We start from the raw sequence: 16,972 nt of genomic DNA, 5'->3' as shown, positions 1-16,972 counted from the left end.
CGGGCGATGCGGCGGGACAGGGTTGAGCGTTGGTCAAATTCCCTGGTGCCGGGATGCATCGTGCGGTGACGGCCCCGCACTGTCAACGGTCATCCGGAGCCGTTCACTTCGCAGTCAGGACGGCCACCGACCACCCGCACCGCCCCCCGGACACGCCGTCGGCACGCTGCCGCCGGGGCCATGACCTGCGGTGTTGCGCCAGGGCGGCCCGCCCCCGGACACCAGGCCGGCGTGCCTCGGCCGCCCGGGCTCATGCCGCATGGGTATGAGATGCCACCGGTCCGGCATGAACACCTTTGCGAAGTCTGGTGGTTGTTCACCCGACGCGGTCTTACAGGTACACCCTTGCCCGGTTACCTTCCGGTCATGACCCCCACCCTCGCCCAGCTCCGCTACCTCGTCGCCGTCGCCGACTGCCGTTCCATCACCGGCGCGGCGGCCTCCGTGTTCGTCGCCCAGTCCGCCCTGTCCCGCGCCGTCCAAGCCATGGAGCGCGACCTCGGCGTCGATCTCCTCGCCCGCCGGGGAAGGGGGGTGGACCTCACACCGGAAGGGGCCCGGGTCGTCCGGCTGGCCCGCACCGTGCTCGATGCGGTGGAGGCCATCGACGACATCGGCACTCCCCACGGGCTGGGCGCCAGGGCCGCCCTGTCCATGGTCACCACGCCCACCCTGGCCCTCGATCTGGCCTCCGAGCTGGTACACACCTTCACGGAGCGGCATCCCGGCCTCGACGTCAGGCTCCACCAGTACGACAGCCGCGAGGCCTTGATCCAGGAACTGACTCAGGGCCGGGCCGAGTTGGCACTGGTGGACCTCCCCCTCGACGGGGAACTCTCCACCCATCACATCCAGGAGCGCGAGGTCGTGCTCATCTCCCCCGTCGGGTCCGCGCTGCCCGACCCGTTGCCGTTCCGCGCACTCGACGGGCTGCCCATGGTGCTGCCCACGCCCGGGACCGGCCGGCGCACCGAGATGGAGGCCATGTTCAGCTGTCTGGGCGTGCGCCCGGTGCCCTGCCTGGAGGTGGACGAACGCCTCGGCTGGGTGACGGGGGTGACCGACGGCCGCGGCTCCCTCATCTGGTACCGCGACGTGGTCGCCAGGGCCTTCGGAAGCAGGGCGGAGATACGTTCCTTCACCCCACCGCTCCTGCGCCCGGTGGGCATCGCACACGCCCGCCGGCCGCTGAGCCGGGCCGCCCGCGCCTTCATCGCCCACGCCCGGCACAAGGCCCCCGTACGCGAGCCCTCCCGGTGACCGGACGGTCCGGACAGGACGGCCGAAGAGCCCCTCCCGACGGCCGGGACATGCCCGTCCGGCATTGAACGATGCTCAAAGGGACGCCGATTGACCCTGGCGCCAGAACCTGACACCCCCTCACATGGTGGGCATGTTACGACGACTCCTCACACCCCCGCGGGCCGCCGCCCTGGCCACGGCGGTCCTCGCCGCGGCCCTGCCGGCCGCGGCCTGGCTGACCGGACCCGCCGCCGGGCCCGCCGACGCGTCCACCCTGACGCCTGTGTCCGCACACCTCTCCCGCGCTGCCGGCGCCGCCGCGGCTCCCGAGCGCCAGTGCACCCTCCCGGGAGGCCTGGCCGAGCTCAGCGGGCTCGCCATGAGCCGAAAACACCCCGGCGTCTTCTACGCCGTCAACGACAGCGGCAACACCAACCAGGTCTTCGCCATCGACTGCAGTGGCGCCACCGGACTGCTCAAGGCCACGTACACGGTCTCCGGGGTCGGCAACACCGACTGGGAGGGGCTGGCCATCGGCAAGGACTCCGCGGGCCGCCCCACGATCCTGGTCGGCGACATCGGCGACAACTTCAGCGGCCGCGCCGAGATCACCGTGCACTCCTTCGCCGAGCCCGACCAGCTCGCCAACGCCTCGGTGACGCCCGTGACGTACCGCTTCACCTACGCCGACGGGAAGCACGACGCCGAATCCCTGCTCGCCGATCCCGTCACCGGGCGGATCCACATCGCGAGCAAACTCATCGGCGCGGCAGGCCAGTTGTACCAGGCTCCGCTGCCGCCCGTGCCGGGGCAACCGGGCACCCTGACCGCCGTCCGGCCGGGCCCGGTCTTCGCCACCGACGGCGCGTTCTCCCTGTCGGGGGCCTCGTACACCCTGCGCAGCGGCGGGCCGCTGGGGGCCAACACGGCCTCGGTGTACGACACCGCGGGCACCAAGCTCGCGGACGTGGCCCTGCCCGCCCAGTCGCAGGGCGAGACGGTGACCTACCTCGACTGCACCACCCTGCTCGTCGGCTCGGAGAACGACACCCAAATGTGGCGCGTCCCCCTACCCCCGGAGGCCACCCCGGGCTGCGGCGGCACGCCGACGCCGACCCCCACACCTACGCCGACTCCCACCCCGACACCCACACCCACACCCACCCCGACCCCGACTCCGACTTCGGCCGAGCTGAAGCTGACCAACCCCGGCCCGCAGAGCTGCAAGTTCAACCAGAACTGCACCATCCAGCTCACCACCACGGGCGGCAAAGCCCCCGTCCGCTACACCGCCACCGGACTCCCCTGGGGCCTGACCCTCGACACCACCACCGGCCGCATCACCGGCAAACCCTGGGCCACCGGAACCATCCAGATCACCATCACCGCCACCGACACCACCCCGACCACCGCCACCACCACCTTCCCCCTCACCCTCACCTGGTTCTGAAGGCGGCCGGATCCGCACTTCGCCGGGTCACCCCAGCCTCGACGCCGCCTCCCGGTCGGAGGCGACGACGAGGTTGGCGTGCGTGCGCAGGATCATGGCCGAGAACAGGAGCGGGCGCCACACCTGGGCGACCATGGCCACCGCCAGGGTCACCACGTGGGGGCCCTCCTTAGTCGAGGAACTTGGGGCTGCGGCAGCATGGCGGTGTGGCTGATCTTCTGTGGGATGACGTGAGCTGCTTCTTCGACCCGGACCTGATGGGGTCGCTGCCTGACGTGCGTGTCCCGGGCTGCTCGGTGGAGGACTGGCAGACGGTTCTCGACCTCGTCGAGGCGAGGGGCTGGAAGTGCCGGTACTCCGAAGGCGAGATGGTGCTTCCGGTGCCTCGGGCGGAGGCCGTGCTGTCCCGCCCGGCGGACGCCGAGTGCCCGACCTTGCGGGTCTGGCCGACTGCCGACGTGCTGGCGATCTTCCGTTTCCTTGACGATGGCGCCATCGACTTCGACGTTGACCTGCGGGAGTTGCAGGGCCAGGAGCGACTGGACGTGTTCTGCGGCTTCTTGCGGGAGATCGGGCGACTCTTGGGCAAGCCGGTACTGATGGATCCGGAGGGCGATTACGGCCATCCGGTGCTGGGCTTCGACGTCGAGGCCGATCGGGTCGTCCTCCTGGCCGATCCGCCGGTCATGTGACCGCCGCCGACCGGGGTCGGACGCCCTGACGATCGCTCGCCACCAGCAAGCCCCGGCCTCCGGCCTCATCGCCGACCGGCGCGGGACGCGAGCACGCGTACCGGCTGGTACAGGCGGCCGCCGACGGAACTGGCGTACAAAGGTCCCACTGGCCGGCGCCCTGGCGAAGCGCGCGGTCACCATCCCCGCAGGCCTCCTCGACCCCGGCGGTTCCTCGCCCACCGGAACCACCGCACGTCCCGACTCGAAGAACTCGGCAAGGACCGGTACCAGCATGTGGAAGTGTGAACAGGTCATCGGCAGCGCCCTCGACGTGGAAGAGGCGGCCGCCCTGTACCGGGCGTCCACCCTCGCCGAACGCCGTCCCGTGGAGGACACCCGGCGGTTCACCCGGATGCTCGCGGGCGCCAACCTGGTCATCGTCGCCCGCGACGAGGACGGCCGTCTCATCGGGATCTCCCGCTCGATCACGGACGGCGCGTACTCCACCTACCTCAGCGATCTCGCCGTCGACGCCGCCTACCAGGGCAAGGGGGTGGGCAAGGACCTCATCCGCGCCACCCGGGAGGCCGCACCCCAGGCCCAGCTGATCCTGCTGGCGGCCCCGGCGGCCGCGAACTACTACTCGCGCATCGGATTCACCGCACACCACTCCGCCTGGACGATGGACGGCCCGGCCGACCAGACCTGACCAGACCTGCCCCCATGCCCAAGCGCCGGGGTACGCGGTTTCAGCCCGCGTGCGCGGCCGACGCCGAGGGTGCCGTGGAGACGGGCGGGGCGAGTACGGAGTCCACGCGGCGGAGGGACGCGCGGCGCTGGACCATCGACAGGGCCGCGATCCCCGCGCCGAGGGCCAGCCAGCCCGCGGGCCCGGCCGTCATCACCAGCCCGGTCAGGAGCAGCGGGCCGGCGGACTTCTGGACGGACTGCGCCATGCCCGCCACTCCCAGGTACGACGCCCGCGCCTCCTCGGGGGCGAGCGAGACCGCCAGCTCCCAGGAGCTCACCGACCGCAGCAGTTCCGCCAGCGTGACCAGGACCGCCGCGGCGAGGAGCACCACCGTCGCCGTGACCGCCCCGGCCCCGGAGGTGAGGGCCAGGAGTGCGCAGCACGCGAGCATGGTCAGCCCGTACACGGAGACCGCCGCCGCGGCCCGGCGGGGTTCCTCGAACCTGGCCGAGACGCGGAGCTGGAGTACGACGACCAGCACGGTGTTGATGACGAGGAAGGCCGGGACCAGGGCGTGCGGTGCGTCGGTGTGGGCCACGAGCCACAGCGGCAGACCGACGGCCAGGACCGAGTCGTCGAGGTTCATCGGGATGTCGAGCAGGACGAAGCGCAGGTAGCCGCGGTCCCGCCAGGGGCTCGGCGCCCCCGTCCGACCGGGCGCGGCGGCACCCCCTGGCAACGCACCCCCGGCCAACGCACTCCCGGGCACCGCACTCCCGATCGCCGCACCCCCGCCCCCGGGCGACGCACCCCCCGTCGCCGCCATATCCCCCGCGCCCGCGGCCACACGCCCCTCCGCTCGCGGTTCGCGGGTGCGCCAGACCAGCGCGGCGGCCACCAGGAACGACAGCGCGTTGCCCAGGATCAGCGCCTGGTAGGCCTCCGACGTCCCGACCGCGAGACCGGCGGCGGCGATCCCCGCGCCCACCGCGTAGCCGGCGTTCGCCGTACTGCGTGACAGGGCCTGGTAGGTGCCGCGCCGCTCGCCCGCCACCCGTGTGGCGAAGAGCATTTCCAGCGCCTTGGCTGCCCGGTCGCCGAGGTAGGTGACGGCGACCAGCGGCAGCAGGACGTCGAAGCGGGTGACCGCGAGCAGCGCGCCGAGGGTTCCGAGGCGCAGCAGGTGACAGCCGATCAGCAGGGACCGCACCGGGAAGCGGCCCGCCAGGTGTCCCGCCAGGGGCGATCCGGCAATGCCCGCCACGGCCGCGGCGCCGAGCAGGAGGCCGATCCTCCCGGTGTCCAGGCCGATGACGAAGGTGAAGTAGAGGACCGAGGAGGCGGCCCACACGCCGGTGCCGGTGCGGTCGAGCAGCTGGGCGAGCAGCATGATCCGCGCGTCCCGGCCCCCGGGCGGATTCCGCAACTGTGCGACCAGTCCGAGCCGTTGACCCCGCTCCCGCTCGCGCTCCCGCCTCTGCCCCGGCCGCCCCCGCCACCCCTGCGAACCCTTCCGGATCCCCGTACCGCGCCGCCGCATCCCGCTGCCTCCGAGCCCCCGCGAAAGTATCTCGATGTCGAGATACCAGCGGAAGCCTGCCCGAGATCAATCTTGACGTCAAGATACTTTCGAATGCCGGCAGGAAATACGGGCTGCGGCGCGCCCCCGCCTCCCCCTCGCCGGACCGGGCCGCCACCTCCTGCATTCCGGCACCGGATCGGGGCAGAAGAAGCCTGCGAGACGGGAGAACAACATGATCGCGCTCGGCATTGTCCTACTGATCATCGGCTACCTCCTCGGCATCTCGATCCTCTGGACGCTGGGGATCATCCTCGTCGTCATCGGGGTCGTCCTATGGGTGCTCGGTTCCGTCGGACACGCGGTCGGAGGACGACGGCACTATGGGTAGCGCGGCCGCGCACGAACGCCCCACGGGAGACGGTTCCATGATCCAGATGTCCATACCGCTGATCCCCGCGGACGACGGCGCACTTCTGATTCCCGCGGATCACGTCACCGGGCTCCTGCGCAGCCTCGCAGCCGACTGGCTGGAATCGGAACACACCGGCGAGATGCGCGGCGACGAGGAGACCGTCCAGGACCTGGCGGGCGTACTGACCGAACTCGCCGACCAGATCGACGTCGAATGCATCGGCTTCAGGTCGGCCGCTCCACGCCCGTCATAGAGCCCGCGGAGTCACAGAGTCGCGGAGCCGCGGAGTCGCCGCGCCACAGACCCCGAGAACAGCCGCCGTTCCCCGCGCGAAGGTCACGGGGAACGGCGAGGCGCGAGGGACGGAGCCGGGCCGTCAGTAACCGAGCTCGCGCTTCAGTTCGGCCTTGTCCATGGAGGAACGGCCGTACAGATCACGCCGCCTGGCCTCCGCATAGAGCTGGTCGTACGTCGGCCCCTGCGCACCCCGGTGCGAACGCAGCCCGCCGCGCCTGGCCGAGGAGATGTCCTCGATGGAGCTCTTGCTCGCCGTTTCGGACTCCCCGGCACGGGCCCGCTCCTTGTTGACGGTCCGCGCGGCGATCTCCTTCGCCCGCGCGGCGCTCTCGCCACGCTTCTCGGCGCTCTCCTTGATGTGCTCGTACCGGCGTTCCCGCTTGGCACTGGAACCACGAGGCATGATCACTCCTCGGTCTGGGGGGCGTACGACCTACCGGGCGCTTACCCGGGGCCGCGTACCGCATTCCTCGCCGACTCCCGGCTCCCCAGACGGCCGAAAGGCGGGCAATTCGTCACATATTGCAGGCCACCGTCCCCTGACGCATGGTGGCAGCAGTACCCCCTCAGGAAGGAAGAACCCGTCATGGGCAAGGCAAAGGGCAAGGCGAAGCAGGCCAAGGGCAAGCTCAAGGAGAACCTCGGCAGCGCGATGGACGACAAGCGCATGCAGGCGGAGGGAAGCACCGAGCGGATGGCCGGGAAGGCCGAGGAAATGACCTCCGACGCCGCGGACAAGATGAAGAAGGCCAAGGGGCACGGCTGAGCATGCCGCACGAGCACGGCGCGCACGATCCCGCCGGACCGCCTCCCCCCGCCCGGCAGACGGCCGTGGTCCGTCTGTCGGGCGAGATGGACCTCAGCCGGGTCGACGAGGTGCGCGCCCTGCTGCTCGAAGCGGTGACCCGCGTCGGCGGGCCCGCCGACATCGTCGTCGACCTCAGCGGACTCACGTTCTGCGATTCCGCCGGACTGAACCTGCTGCTCCGTGCCCGCATGCAGGCCGTGGAGTCCGGCCGCACGCTGCGCCTGGCCGCGCCGAACGCCCAGATGCTACGGCTGCTGGATATCACCGGGTCCCTCCCGCTCTTCCCCATCGACACCCTCCCGCCCGGGTTTGGCGACCCCTGACGGGGTAGGCGCGAGACGTATCCGGTGTCGAGACCCGAACTCCACCGGGGGAAGGCGGTATGCGATGCCCTCCGAGGAGGATGACCGCCTCGCGGTCGACGTTCGCCCCCTCGACGGGGCCACGGTCCTGACCTTGGCCGGAGAGCTCGACCACGACACCGCCGAGCCCTTGCGCGAGGCTCTCGAAGCCGCCCGGGCGGATGGCGGGCGACGCCTGCTGGTCGATGTCACCGCTCTGGCGTTCTGCGATTCCACGGGACTGAACGTGTTGTTGCACAACCGCCTCGCCGCCCGGGAAACGGGCGGCACCCTTGAGCTGATCGGCCTGCGCAAGCCGGTCGCACGGATGTTCCACGTCACCGGCGCCGACGGGCTCTTCCCGCAGCACCCCGATGTGCAGGCGGCTCTGGCGAGTCGCTAGCGCGCTGAGCGGAGGAGCAGGGATGAGCGAGCGCCGGTCACCGGAGTGGACCCGGCGTCTCCTGTTGCACGGCACCACGGATCTCGTGGGACGCTGCCGCGACTTCACCCGCCGGGCACTGACCGAGTGGCAGTGGCTGCCGGAGACCGGCAGTGGGAACCGCAGCGGGAACGGCGGCGAGGACGAGGGCGGCGACGAGACCGCCGAAGCCGCGGACGACGTGCTGCTCCTGGTGTCCGAGGTGGTGGCCAACGCCTGTATGCACGCGGGCGGGCCGAGCTCGATGCTGCTGCACTGCACCGCCGAACGGCTCCGCATCGAGGTCACGGACTCCAGCCCGGTCCTACCGGCCTACCGCTTCCCCACCGACCCGGCACGCCCGGGCGGCCACGGGCTGCTCATCGTGAAGCGGCTGGCCCGCGCGTGGGGGGCGGATCCGGTCGACGGCGGGAAGTGCGTATGGGTGGAGGTCGCCACTCCACCGGCCCTGCGGGAGCACGGGGCGCCGCCCCGGGAACCACACGGGCGGACCCCGCCGTGGCCCTCCCGACCGCCCGGTCCGTCCTGAGGATCTCAGGACCGCCGGCGGTTGAGTACGCCGATGAGCGCGGCCAGGTCGGCGGCGCCCGCCGCGTCGTCCGCGTAGCGGGTCGTCTGCAGGGGCTCGACCTCGGGAAGGACGATGCCCTCGCGTGCCAGCACGTGGACCAGGGTCAGCAGGGCCGCCCGGGCATTGCCGTCGGCGAAAGGGTGGAAGAACGCCACGTCGAGGTAGGCCCGGGCCGCGCGGGCCGCCGGCGGGAGATCCGGATCGGTCGCCTCGCGCAGGCAGTCGGCGAAGTCGGCCCCGGTCCGTGAGGTCAGGGCGTAACGCTCGCGGCCGGCCTTCGCGTAGGCGTCGGCCGTACGGAACGGCGCCCGATCCACGCCGAGGACACGGCGCTGCCAACCGGCCAGCAGCGCGAAGTCCAGCGGGGCCCGGCGGGCGGCATCGGCCCGGGCCAGGGCGTGGGCGAGGAGAAGGCGCTCGGCTCGGACGGGATCGCGCCGGCGGACCGGCCCCTCGCACCAGGCCCGGAACCCGTCACGAGCGGTCGGCCCTTCCCGCAGGACGAGGACGGGTGCTCGGTGCCAGTCGGCTTCGCGGCGCACGCGCAGCCAGGTGGCGAGGCTGTCAGCGGCGGTCATGGAGGTCCTCCAGGTCCGCCCGCTCACGGTGGTCCCGGTAGGGCGCACGGCCGGTGAGGCCGACGGCGAGGTCCTCGCCGACGGATTCGATCAGCGCTCGTCCCGGGTCCACCCAGCTCTTGAACCGGCCGCCGATCGCGCGGTCGACCGCCTGCTCGGCCTCGGCCTGCCCCATGCCGGTGGTGGTGAGGAACCAGTGCAGGATTCGCGCGGCCTGCCGCTGCCAACCGGCCTCCGCCTCCGGGCCCAGCGCGACCGTCACGAGCCGGACGCAGGCCCGCTCCAGGTGCCAGCTGCGGTCCTCGGCAGACGCTTCCGGCACGGGCGCCAACTCTGCGAAACGCAACGCCATGCTCTCCAGCCACTCCCGCCACTCCAGCAGCGCGCCCACGACGCGCGTCGCCGTCTCATCGGGCGTCGTCACCGAGCCCTTCCCGTCGACCCAGCTGCCGATGGGCCCGCCGTACCGGTAGCACCAGTTCCACCCCTGAGCCCAGTTCCCGTACCGCTCCCGGATGATCGCGTCCACCTGGCGTGCGCACCAGTCCTCGCCCGCCCAGCCGCCCCTCATGCCGGAGAGCACGGGTGGCACCCACTCGCACACCAGCGCGCGCAGGCGGGCCTCCTCGTCCTCGTCCCAGGTGAACGGGTGGAGGTCCGGGTCGAGGCCCTCCCAGTGGCGCAGGCCCGGATCAACGGCGGGGGGCACGAGGTTCTCGGGCAGGGGCAGGGTATGCAGGTCGTACGTCAGTGCAGGCCGTTCTTTCGTCCGCCGTGATGGGCTCGTCCGCTGTGACGGGCTCGTCATTCTCGGCCCACCGGGCCCGGGCTGTCGAACGCCTTTCCGTGCCGGAGCCGGCTCGGCCACGCGTCTGGGCGCGCCGCCGTCGCGGGCGACCGGGATCAGCACGCGTCGCCGTCTTCGTGCTCGTCGTCGGCGTCCTCCAGCATCCCGGTCCGCAGCCTGGCCATGATGCGGCTCAGCAGCCGTGAGACGTGCATCTGGGAGAGGCCGAGCCGATCGCCGATCTCGGACTGGTTCAGCTCCTGACCGAAGCGCAGCGAGAGGATCAGCCGGTCACGGTCACTGAGCGTGGCGAGCAGCGGCTTCAGCGTCTCCAGGCATTCGATGCGGTCGTACGCCGCCTCCTCCTCCCCCAGCGGCCACCCCCGGGACCCGCCGTCCGCCTCGGGCCCCAGCGGGGCGTCCAGAGAGCCCGCGACGTAGCCGTTGGCCGCGCGGCGGCCCTCGTCGAGTGCCTCCGTGGTGATGCCGAGGTGCTCCGCCAGCTCCAGGTCGGTGGGGTGGCGTCCCAGCCGCTGTTCGAGCGCGTCGTGCGCTTTGGCGATGTCGAGCCGGAGTTCCTGGAGGCGCCTCGGGACCTTCACGGACCAGCTGGTGTCACGGAAGAACCGCTTCATCTCGCCGGTGATGGTGGGAACGGCGAACGTGGCGAACTCGACCCCCCGCTCGACGTCGTACCGGTTGATGGCCTTGATCAGGCCCACCGTGCCGACCTGGACGATGTCCTCCAGCGGCTCGGAGCGGTTGCGGAACCGGCGTGCCGCGTATTTCACCAGGCTGAGGTTGAGCTCGACGAGCGTATTGCGCACGTAGGAGTATTCCGGCGTCCCTTCGCTCAGCTGCTTCAGCCGCCGGAAGAGCGCGAAGGACAGGGTCCGTGCCTCCCCGGTACTGACGGTGAGCGGATCCTCCGGGACATCGGGCGTCCCGGTGCGGAGGTCCATGCGGAGGTCGATGCGGAGCGGATCCGTGGTGTCGCTGGAAACGGGTGCCATGAGCTTCCTCCGACGGGTTGGTGGGCACCGGCCGCCCCGGAGCGGGGCAGCGGGAACCGTCGTGGTCTTTCCGAGAGGGATATACCCCCATCGGGGAAGACCGACCCCCCTTCTACGGAACATCCCCGTCCGGTACGTGGACGTGCAGAACGCAGATGTCGTCGCGGTGGGCCGTGCCCCACGCGACGAGGGTGCGGGCGAGGGTTTCGCCGCGGCCCTCCCGCAGGAGTCGCACCGCCGTCTCCGCGAGACGGTCGAGGCCGGCCCCTATGTCCTCGCCCGGCTCCTCCACGAGCCCGTCGGTGTAGAAGAGCAGGTGATCGCCGGGCAGCAGGTCGATGGCGGCCTGCTCGTACGAGGCTTCGAAGGTCGCCCCGAGAAGGGCGCCCCGGGGCTGTTCGAGGAACTCCGCCCGGTCGCCGCGGATGAGCAGGGGCGGCAAGTGGCCCGCCCGTACCCAGATCAGCCGCCGGTCCCAGGGCTGGTAGCGGGCCATCACCATGGTGGCGGTGGCACTGCCCGACGGCTCCGAACCGGTGTGCAGCAGGAGGGTGTTGAGCCGGCTCAGGACGTCGGGCAGGGGCGAGCCGGTGACGGCCATGCCCTTGGTGGTGAACCGGAGCTGAGCCATGGTCCCGACGGCGGCCAGCCCGTGGCCGGCCACGTCTCCGATGACGAACAGGGCGCTCTCGTCGGGGAGTTCGATGGCGCTGTACCAGTCGCCGCCGACGTTGATCCCGCTGTCGGCGGGGACGTAGGCCACGTCGATGCACAGGCCGGCCAGTTCCAGCGACTGTTCGGGGATCGGCAGCAGCGTGTCCTGGAGGCTTGCGGCGAGCGCGCGTTCGGCCTGCAGCATGCCCTGCTGGAGGAGGACGGCCCGCTCGCTGTCGCGCAGGGCGAGTTCGACGTCGTGCTGTGCGGTCAGGTCCTGGAAGAAGCCGTGCACCTCGACGGGTGTGCCGTCGGCGTCCGTCTGGGCCTCGGCGACGATCCGCAGGTGCCGGACTCCGCGCCCGGTGGTGATCCGGAACGGCTGGTCGACGGCCTCCCCCTCGCTCAGCAGCCGTTCGACGGCGGCACTCAGCTGGTGGAGGTCGTCGGGGACTACGTGACCCCGAAGTTCCTCCAGTGGCACCGGCCCCCGGCCCGGATCCCGGTCGAAGATCGCATAGACCTGATCGGACCAGGTGACGGTATCGGTGACCAGGTTCCAGCCCGCCCAGCCGAGGTTGCCGAGGCGCTGCATGTCGGCCAGCCTGCGGATCTCGCGCTGGCTGCCGTCATGGCAGACCCAGGAGACCACCAGGTGGTCCCCGAGTCTGGACGCCCGGACCGAGTAGACGGACTGCCGGGGGACCCCGGCGACCACTTCCTCGTAGGTGAAGGGTTCCCCCTCGTACCTGGTTCCGGTGGTGAGCGCCTTGAGGTACCCCTCCCAGAGGTCGGTGCCCGCCACGGTGGGGTACGTCTCCAGGATCCGGCGGCCCACGAGCTCCTTGCCGCGCCGGCCGGCCACGTCCACGGATTCGGGCGCCGCCGCGTCGATGCGGTAGTCCTCCACCTCACCCGTCTCCGAGCGCAGGGGGGTGAGCAGGGTCGCGGGTCCGGCCATGGTGTCCAGGATCAGCTGGACCGTCGCCGCGTAGTCTCCACCGGCCGCTCCCTCGCCCTCCGGGTCGCGGGCTCGTTCCGGCGCCCCCAGCGGCCCCGCGCACAGCCGGGTGGCCTGGCGCAGCAACGCCCGGGTGTCGGCGGCGAAGGGGCCCGCCCGGGTGCGCAGGAACCCGATGGCCGCCCTCGCGGGCCCGTCGTCCGGCAAGGGGATCCAGGCGCGCGCCGGCCACCGCTCCGGCGGGTCCCCGATCAGCAAATAGCGCCGGGCGTCCTGTTCGGGGTCCTCCAGCCAGAGGGCACGGCGGCCGGCGATCGCTTCGAGGGCGGCGACCCCGCTCAGCGGCGGAATGTGGCGCCACTGCTCGGCCAGCGCCCCGTCGATTCCGGCGCTGCCGGCCAGATCCAGGCTCCCGGCGGCGGCCACGGTGTAGATCATCACCGCGTCCACGTCGGTGGCCCCGCCCAGTACGGTCACCAGCAGCTCCGCGATGTCATCGCCGCCGTGCGCCGCGGCCAGACCGTCGGCGAGCCGCGCCAGCAGGCCGTTCAGCTCGCCGCCACGGTCGTGGCGGCGACGCACGAGATGGCGGCGACGGCTCAGCGCCGAGGTGCTCGGCTGTTTCCCGGTACGCGCGGCCGAGGCCGTGGGCAGGGAGATCCTCGCGGTCCCCTGCGACCGGCGCACGCGGACCTGCCCCAGCGTGATCCAGCACTCCTCCAGGACGGAACCGCCGCGCCGGCCCGCCCGTTCGAGGAGCAGCTCGTAGGCCGATTCGGCGCTGACGCCCGCCTGGGCCATGAGTACGCCCTTGGCCCGCTCGACCACCGCCGAGGTCACGGCGACGCCTTCGAGGTCGACGACTTCCGACCGGAGTCTGGCCACGACCCTGGCGAGCGCCACCACCTCGGGTGCGGCGCCCTCACCCACGGGTGCGGCATCGCCCTTCACTCCTTGAGCATGGCACGCCCTCTCCCCGCCCGCCCGGATGCGGTCCGGCGGCCCTCACGCATCACGCGGGCCCACCCACCTCGTCCCCTTCCGGCTCGTCTTCCCGCCCGGCTTCTCGGGCTGCTGCGGACGGTCCAGCCTGCTGGCTTCGTCCGTGTCGGCCGCGGACGTGGTCCCGTCGTCGGGGCGGTCGGCCCGCGCCCCGTCCTCGCGGCGGCCCGCCCGCGCCGTGCGGTGCCGGTCCGGTTTCCGGCCGCCTTCCAGCGGCACTCCGCCCGCTCCACCCTGCTCGTCCATGGCCGTCCTCCTCGCCAGAGCTCTACGGGAGCCCCGCGGGCCGCGGCAGCCCCGCTCGAACGGCTGCCCCGCTCCGGGCCGCGCAAACCGGTGGCACGCGCACGGTCCTGCGTCGGCCGCGCCCGGCTGGGTAGGCGCCCACTGCGGGGTGCGGCCTCGGCCTCATGGCTGCGACGGGGGTCGCACTCCGTCGTCAAGGACGGACGGTACGCACGGAGAGGGGCCGACCATGAGCACGCACGACATCTGGGTCTGGGGTCACGAGGACACCACGGGCTACTCGAAGGGGATCGACCTCGTCGGGTACAAGGTGGAGGCCACCGACGGTGGCATCGGGAAGGTCGACAAGCACTCCGAGGAGGTCGGCGCGTCCCTCATCGTCGTGGACACCGGTATGTGGATCTTCGGCAAGCACGTCCTGCTGCCGGCCGGCGTCATCACCCGGATCGACACGGCCACACGGACCGTCCACGTCGACCGGAGCAAGGAACAGATCAAGGACGCACCGGAATTCGACGCTTCGGAGTACGACACCGGACCCAGCTATCTGGAGCAGTTCGCCCGGTATTACAACCAGCCCCACATGTGAGTCCGCCGACCCCTCAGTGGGCCCGGGCCTGCCCCGAGGTGGCGGGCCCGGGGCCGGGTGGCCGGGCTCAGGTGATGGGCTCGGGCGCCGGCACGGGTCCCGGGAGGGGCCCCGGCCGGGGATGCGGCTCGGGCCGCGGTACGGGCGACGGGACCGGCGCGGGCTGCGGAGGCGCCGGCGGGACCGGATCCGGGCCGGGTGCCGGTACCGGGCCCGGCAGGGGCCCGGGTTGCGGTCCCGGGCCGGGGCCCGGCGTCGGGGTCGGGCTGGGCGGCACCGGGTCGTTGGGCGGCGTCCCCATGGACGCCGCCGCGCCCGGTACCCGCTGGGGCGTGCAGCTCTTCGCGTTCGTCACGATGCGTCCGATCGTTCGTCCGGGAACCGGCGGCAGGCTTTCCGGCCGTGCACGGTCCTTGGTGCGGGCCGCGCGGTCCGCCGCCTCACGGCAGCACGCGCAGCATCCCGCGCCTACCCCCGGCGCCGAGGCGTAGACATCCGGACCACAGCGGGACCCGCGCGGCTGCCCAGCACGGGATCAGGCGACCGCCCCGCCCCTGACCCGGGTCACGTGGACCGCACGGTGCCGCCGAGCGGCCCTGCCGGAAAGCGCGTACGGGTGACAAGGGCAGCGGGGTGCGCGCGCTCACCGGCGGACGTGGCGAAGCATCTCTGGCGGCCGGTCACGCGCCGGCCCCGCACCGCCGATCCGGCCGGGCAACTCCGCGCCGTGGCACCGGTCCGTCGCAGGGAGTCCCCGTGCACGTCCTGCTCGTCGCGAGCGCCTTCAACAGTCTCACCCAGCGGGTCCACGCCGAGCTGCGCGATCGCGGCCACAGCGTCGCCGTGGAGCTGGCGCTCCCCCAGGCCGATCTGGCGGCGTCCGTCCGGCACCACCGCCCCGAGCTGATCGTCGCGCCGATGCTGACCTCGGCCGTACCGGAGGAGGTGTGGTCCGCCCACACCTGCCTGATCGTGCACCCCGGTCCGGTCGGGGACCGGGGTCCCTCCTCGCTCGACCGGGGGGTACTGGACGGGGTCCCGCGGTGGGGCGTCACCGTCCTGCAGGCCAACGCGGAGATGGACGCCGGCGACGTGTGGGCCTCGGTGGAGTGCCCCGGGCCGGACCCGGACGGGTCGAAGAGCACCTGGTACCGGGGCGAGGTGGCCGACGCGGCCCTGGAGGCCGTCCTGCTCGCCGTGGACCGCTACGCCGGCGGAACGTACGTCCCCGAGCCGCAGACCGAGGGCCTGGCCCGCCCCCTGCTGCGCCAGGAGCACCGGCGGATCGACTGGCAGCGGGACGGTACCGAGCGGGTGCTGCGCACCTTGCGCGCGGCGGACTCCCGGCCCGGTGTACGGGACGAGCTGCTCGGCGGCGCCTGGTACCTGCACGGCGGCCATCCGGAGGACCGGCTGCGCGGCCGGCCCGGCGAACTGCTGGCGACCAGGGCGGGGGCGATCTGCCGGGCCACCGTCGACGGAGCCGTGTGGATCCCGGAGCTGCGGGCCCACCGCTCCCCGGGGCAGCCGGCCGCGCCCAAACTCCCCGCCGCCCTCGCGCTCGGGGACCTGCTCCCGGAGCTGCCGGAGCTGCCGGAGCCGGCCGCCCCGGCGGAAGCCGGCCGGGGCCCCCGGCCCCGCACCTGGTCCGACATCGGCTATCACGAGGAGGGCGGGGCCGGGTTCCTGTCGTTCTCCTTCCCCGGCGGCGCGATGAGCACCGCCCACTGCCGGCGCCTGCTGGCCGCCTACCGTGCGGCCTGCGCCCGGCCGACTTCGGTGCTCGTGCTCGGCGGTGGACGGGACTTCTTCTCCAACGGGATCCACCTGGGCGTCATCGAGGCCGCCGCGGATCCCGCCGAGGAGTCCTGGGCCAACATCAACGCCATGGACGACCTGGTGGAGGCCGTCCTGACCACCACCGACCGGCTGGTGATCTCCGCGCTGGGCGGCAACGCGGCCGCCGGAGGCGCCGTGCTGGCCCTGGCCGCCGACGAGGTGTGGTGCCGCTCCGGTGTGGTCCTCAATCCGCACTACCGGCTGATGGGCCTGTACGGATCGGAGTTCTGGACGTACACCCTGCCGCGCCGGATCGGCTCCGCCGGTGCGGAGCACCTGACCGCGCAGGCCCTGCCGCTGAGCGCCGGGGCGGCCCGGCGGCTGGGCCTGGTCGACCGGACGGTCGCCTGCCCGCCCGCGCAGTTCGCGGACCGGGCCTCGGCCCTCGCCGCCCGGCTCGCCGGCCACCCCGCCACCGCCTCCCGGATCGCCGTGAAGAAGGCGCGGCGGGAGCTGGACGAGGAGCGGCGGCCGCTGGCCTCCTACCGGGCGGCCGAGCTGGAGCGGATGCGGCGGACCTTCTTCGACCCGCAGGCCCCGTACCACGCGCTGCGCCGGGCCTTCGTGGGCAAGGTGCGCCCGGACACGACCCCGCCGCACCTGACGCGCTCCGTACCGGCCCGGCACGGCGCGCCGCCGTCCGCTCGACCGGGCTCGTCCCCGGCCTCGTCCCCGGCCTCGTCACCGGGTTCGTCCCCGGGCTCCGTCACCGGACCGGGTGTACATGACGAGGCACCCCTCCCCGGCGGGTGCTAGCAAGAAAGGTGGGGCCGATGAGCCCCTCGCGGTGACGGGCCCCCTTCGCGGGCCCCGCCGCCGCTCCTCCCCCTCCCCCTCCCCAAGGAGGCCTCCG

At 72.7% G+C, this 16,972-nt stretch carries 20 protein-coding genes; 12 read left to right on the top strand and 8 right to left on the bottom strand.

Annotation, left to right across the window (positions count from 1 at the left end; genetic code table 11):
- The first annotated feature begins 366 nt into the window (after positions 1 to 366).
- The gene (locus OG276_RS35755) at positions 367 to 1,260 is read left to right on the top strand and encodes a LysR family transcriptional regulator (protein WP_266911955.1); all 894 of its coding nucleotides are present in this window, start codon (positions 367 to 369) and stop codon (positions 1,258 to 1,260) included.
- 133 nt (positions 1,261 to 1,393) lie between these two features.
- The gene (locus OG276_RS35750) at positions 1,394 to 2,692 is read left to right on the top strand and encodes a putative Ig domain-containing protein (RefSeq protein WP_266911953.1); all 1,299 of its coding nucleotides are present in this window, start codon (positions 1,394 to 1,396) and stop codon (positions 2,690 to 2,692) included.
- Between the two features lie 27 nt (positions 2,693 to 2,719).
- Here the strand turns inward: OG276_RS35750 and OG276_RS35745 are convergent, their stop codons facing one another.
- A complete protein-coding gene (locus OG276_RS35745) occupies positions 2,720 to 2,848 on the bottom strand; it encodes a hypothetical protein (RefSeq protein ID WP_266911951.1) in 129 nt (42 codons plus the stop codon).
- A gap of 50 nt (positions 2,849 to 2,898) precedes the next feature.
- On the opposite strand from OG276_RS35745, the gene OG276_RS35740 reads away from it, so the two are divergent.
- Together OG276_RS35740 and OG276_RS35735 are read left to right on the top strand one after the other, a co-directional pair.
- Positions 2,899 to 3,384, top strand: coding sequence for a hypothetical protein (locus OG276_RS35740; RefSeq protein ID WP_266911949.1), 486 nt, complete (start codon positions 2,899 to 2,901; stop codon positions 3,382 to 3,384).
- A gap of 274 nt (positions 3,385 to 3,658) precedes the next feature.
- A complete protein-coding gene (locus OG276_RS35735; RefSeq protein ID WP_266911947.1) occupies positions 3,659 to 4,075 on the top strand; it encodes a GNAT family N-acetyltransferase in 417 nt (138 codons plus the stop codon).
- Positions 4,076 to 4,115: 40 nt separating this feature from the next.
- Here OG276_RS35735 and OG276_RS35730 read toward each other — a convergent pair whose 3' ends face one another.
- A complete protein-coding gene (locus OG276_RS35730) occupies positions 4,116 to 5,447 on the bottom strand; it encodes an MFS transporter (protein WP_266911945.1) in 1,332 nt (443 codons plus the stop codon).
- Between the two features lie 364 nt (positions 5,448 to 5,811).
- Here OG276_RS35730 and OG276_RS35725 point away from each other — a divergent pair, with 364 nt between their 5' ends.
- Together OG276_RS35725 and OG276_RS35720 are read left to right on the top strand one after the other, a co-directional pair.
- The gene (locus OG276_RS35725; protein WP_266911943.1) at positions 5,812 to 5,967 is read left to right on the top strand and encodes a DUF6131 family protein; all 156 of its coding nucleotides are present in this window, start codon (positions 5,812 to 5,814) and stop codon (positions 5,965 to 5,967) included.
- A 37-nt stretch (positions 5,968 to 6,004) separates the two neighbouring features.
- Positions 6,005 to 6,244 carry a DUF6213 family protein gene (locus OG276_RS35720; RefSeq protein WP_266911941.1) on the top strand — a complete coding sequence of 80 codons (240 nt, stop codon included), beginning with the start codon at positions 6,005 to 6,007 and terminating at the stop codon, positions 6,242 to 6,244.
- A 123-nt stretch (positions 6,245 to 6,367) separates the two neighbouring features.
- On the opposite strand, the gene OG276_RS35715 is transcribed toward OG276_RS35720, so the two are convergent.
- Positions 6,368 to 6,691, bottom strand: coding sequence for a plasmid stabilization protein (locus OG276_RS35715; protein WP_266911939.1), 324 nt, complete (start codon positions 6,689 to 6,691; stop codon positions 6,368 to 6,370).
- A gap of 183 nt (positions 6,692 to 6,874) precedes the next feature.
- Between OG276_RS35715 and OG276_RS35710 the strand changes: the two genes are divergently transcribed.
- From OG276_RS35710 to OG276_RS35695, 4 genes are all read left to right on the top strand, one after another.
- Complete coding sequence (locus OG276_RS35710; RefSeq protein WP_266911937.1) at positions 6,875 to 7,054, top strand: CsbD family protein; 180 nt, start codon at positions 6,875 to 6,877, stop codon at positions 7,052 to 7,054.
- Between the two features lie 2 nt (positions 7,055 to 7,056).
- A complete protein-coding gene (locus OG276_RS35705) occupies positions 7,057 to 7,419 on the top strand; it encodes an STAS domain-containing protein (protein ID WP_266911936.1) in 363 nt (120 codons plus the stop codon).
- Between the two features lie 64 nt (positions 7,420 to 7,483).
- The gene (locus OG276_RS35700) at positions 7,484 to 7,840 is read left to right on the top strand and encodes an STAS domain-containing protein (RefSeq protein WP_266911934.1); all 357 of its coding nucleotides are present in this window, start codon (positions 7,484 to 7,486) and stop codon (positions 7,838 to 7,840) included.
- Between the two features lie 22 nt (positions 7,841 to 7,862).
- Positions 7,863 to 8,408 (top strand): ATP-binding protein, encoded by a 546-nt coding sequence (locus OG276_RS35695; RefSeq protein ID WP_266911932.1) that lies wholly within the window; start codon positions 7,863 to 7,865, stop codon positions 8,406 to 8,408.
- Between the two features lie 5 nt (positions 8,409 to 8,413).
- On the opposite strand, the gene OG276_RS35690 is transcribed toward OG276_RS35695, so the two are convergent.
- The 5 genes from OG276_RS35690 to OG276_RS35670 form a co-directional block, all read right to left on the bottom strand.
- The gene (locus OG276_RS35690) at positions 8,414 to 9,028 is read right to left on the bottom strand and encodes a Fic family protein (RefSeq protein WP_266911930.1); all 615 of its coding nucleotides are present in this window, start codon (positions 9,026 to 9,028) and stop codon (positions 8,414 to 8,416) included.
- Positions 9,015 to 9,737 carry a hypothetical protein gene (locus OG276_RS35685; RefSeq protein ID WP_266911928.1) on the bottom strand — a complete coding sequence of 241 codons (723 nt, stop codon included), beginning with the start codon at positions 9,735 to 9,737 and terminating at the stop codon, positions 9,015 to 9,017. The genes OG276_RS35690 and OG276_RS35685 overlap by 14 nt, the downstream gene beginning before the upstream one ends.
- Positions 9,738 to 9,931: 194 nt before the next feature.
- On the bottom strand, positions 9,932 to 10,777 hold the full coding sequence (locus OG276_RS35680) for a SigB/SigF/SigG family RNA polymerase sigma factor (RefSeq protein WP_266913396.1): 846 nt from the start codon (positions 10,775 to 10,777) through the stop codon (positions 9,932 to 9,934).
- Between the two features lie 163 nt (positions 10,778 to 10,940).
- Positions 10,941 to 13,394, bottom strand: coding sequence for a SpoIIE family protein phosphatase (locus OG276_RS35675; RefSeq protein ID WP_266911926.1), 2,454 nt, complete (start codon positions 13,392 to 13,394; stop codon positions 10,941 to 10,943).
- 54 nt (positions 13,395 to 13,448) lie between these two features.
- Positions 13,449 to 13,691 (bottom strand): hypothetical protein, encoded by a 243-nt coding sequence (locus OG276_RS35670; protein WP_266911924.1) that lies wholly within the window; start codon positions 13,689 to 13,691, stop codon positions 13,449 to 13,451.
- 229 nt (positions 13,692 to 13,920) lie between these two features.
- Between OG276_RS35670 and OG276_RS35665 the strand changes: the two genes are divergently transcribed.
- On the top strand, positions 13,921 to 14,280 hold the full coding sequence (locus OG276_RS35665) for a PRC-barrel domain-containing protein (RefSeq protein WP_266911922.1): 360 nt from the start codon (positions 13,921 to 13,923) through the stop codon (positions 14,278 to 14,280).
- A gap of 756 nt (positions 14,281 to 15,036) precedes the next feature.
- Complete coding sequence (locus OG276_RS35660; protein WP_266911920.1) at positions 15,037 to 16,875, top strand: enoyl-CoA hydratase-related protein; 1,839 nt, start codon at positions 15,037 to 15,039, stop codon at positions 16,873 to 16,875.
- The last annotated feature ends 97 nt before the right edge of the window (positions 16,876 to 16,972 follow it).

Source organism: Streptomyces sp. NBC_00086 (assembly GCF_026343255.1).
Lineage (GTDB): Bacteria > Actinomycetota > Actinomycetes > Streptomycetales > Streptomycetaceae > Streptomyces.
Note: the sequence above shows the minus strand (reverse complement) of the source record. Positions and strands in the feature narration are given on the sequence as shown.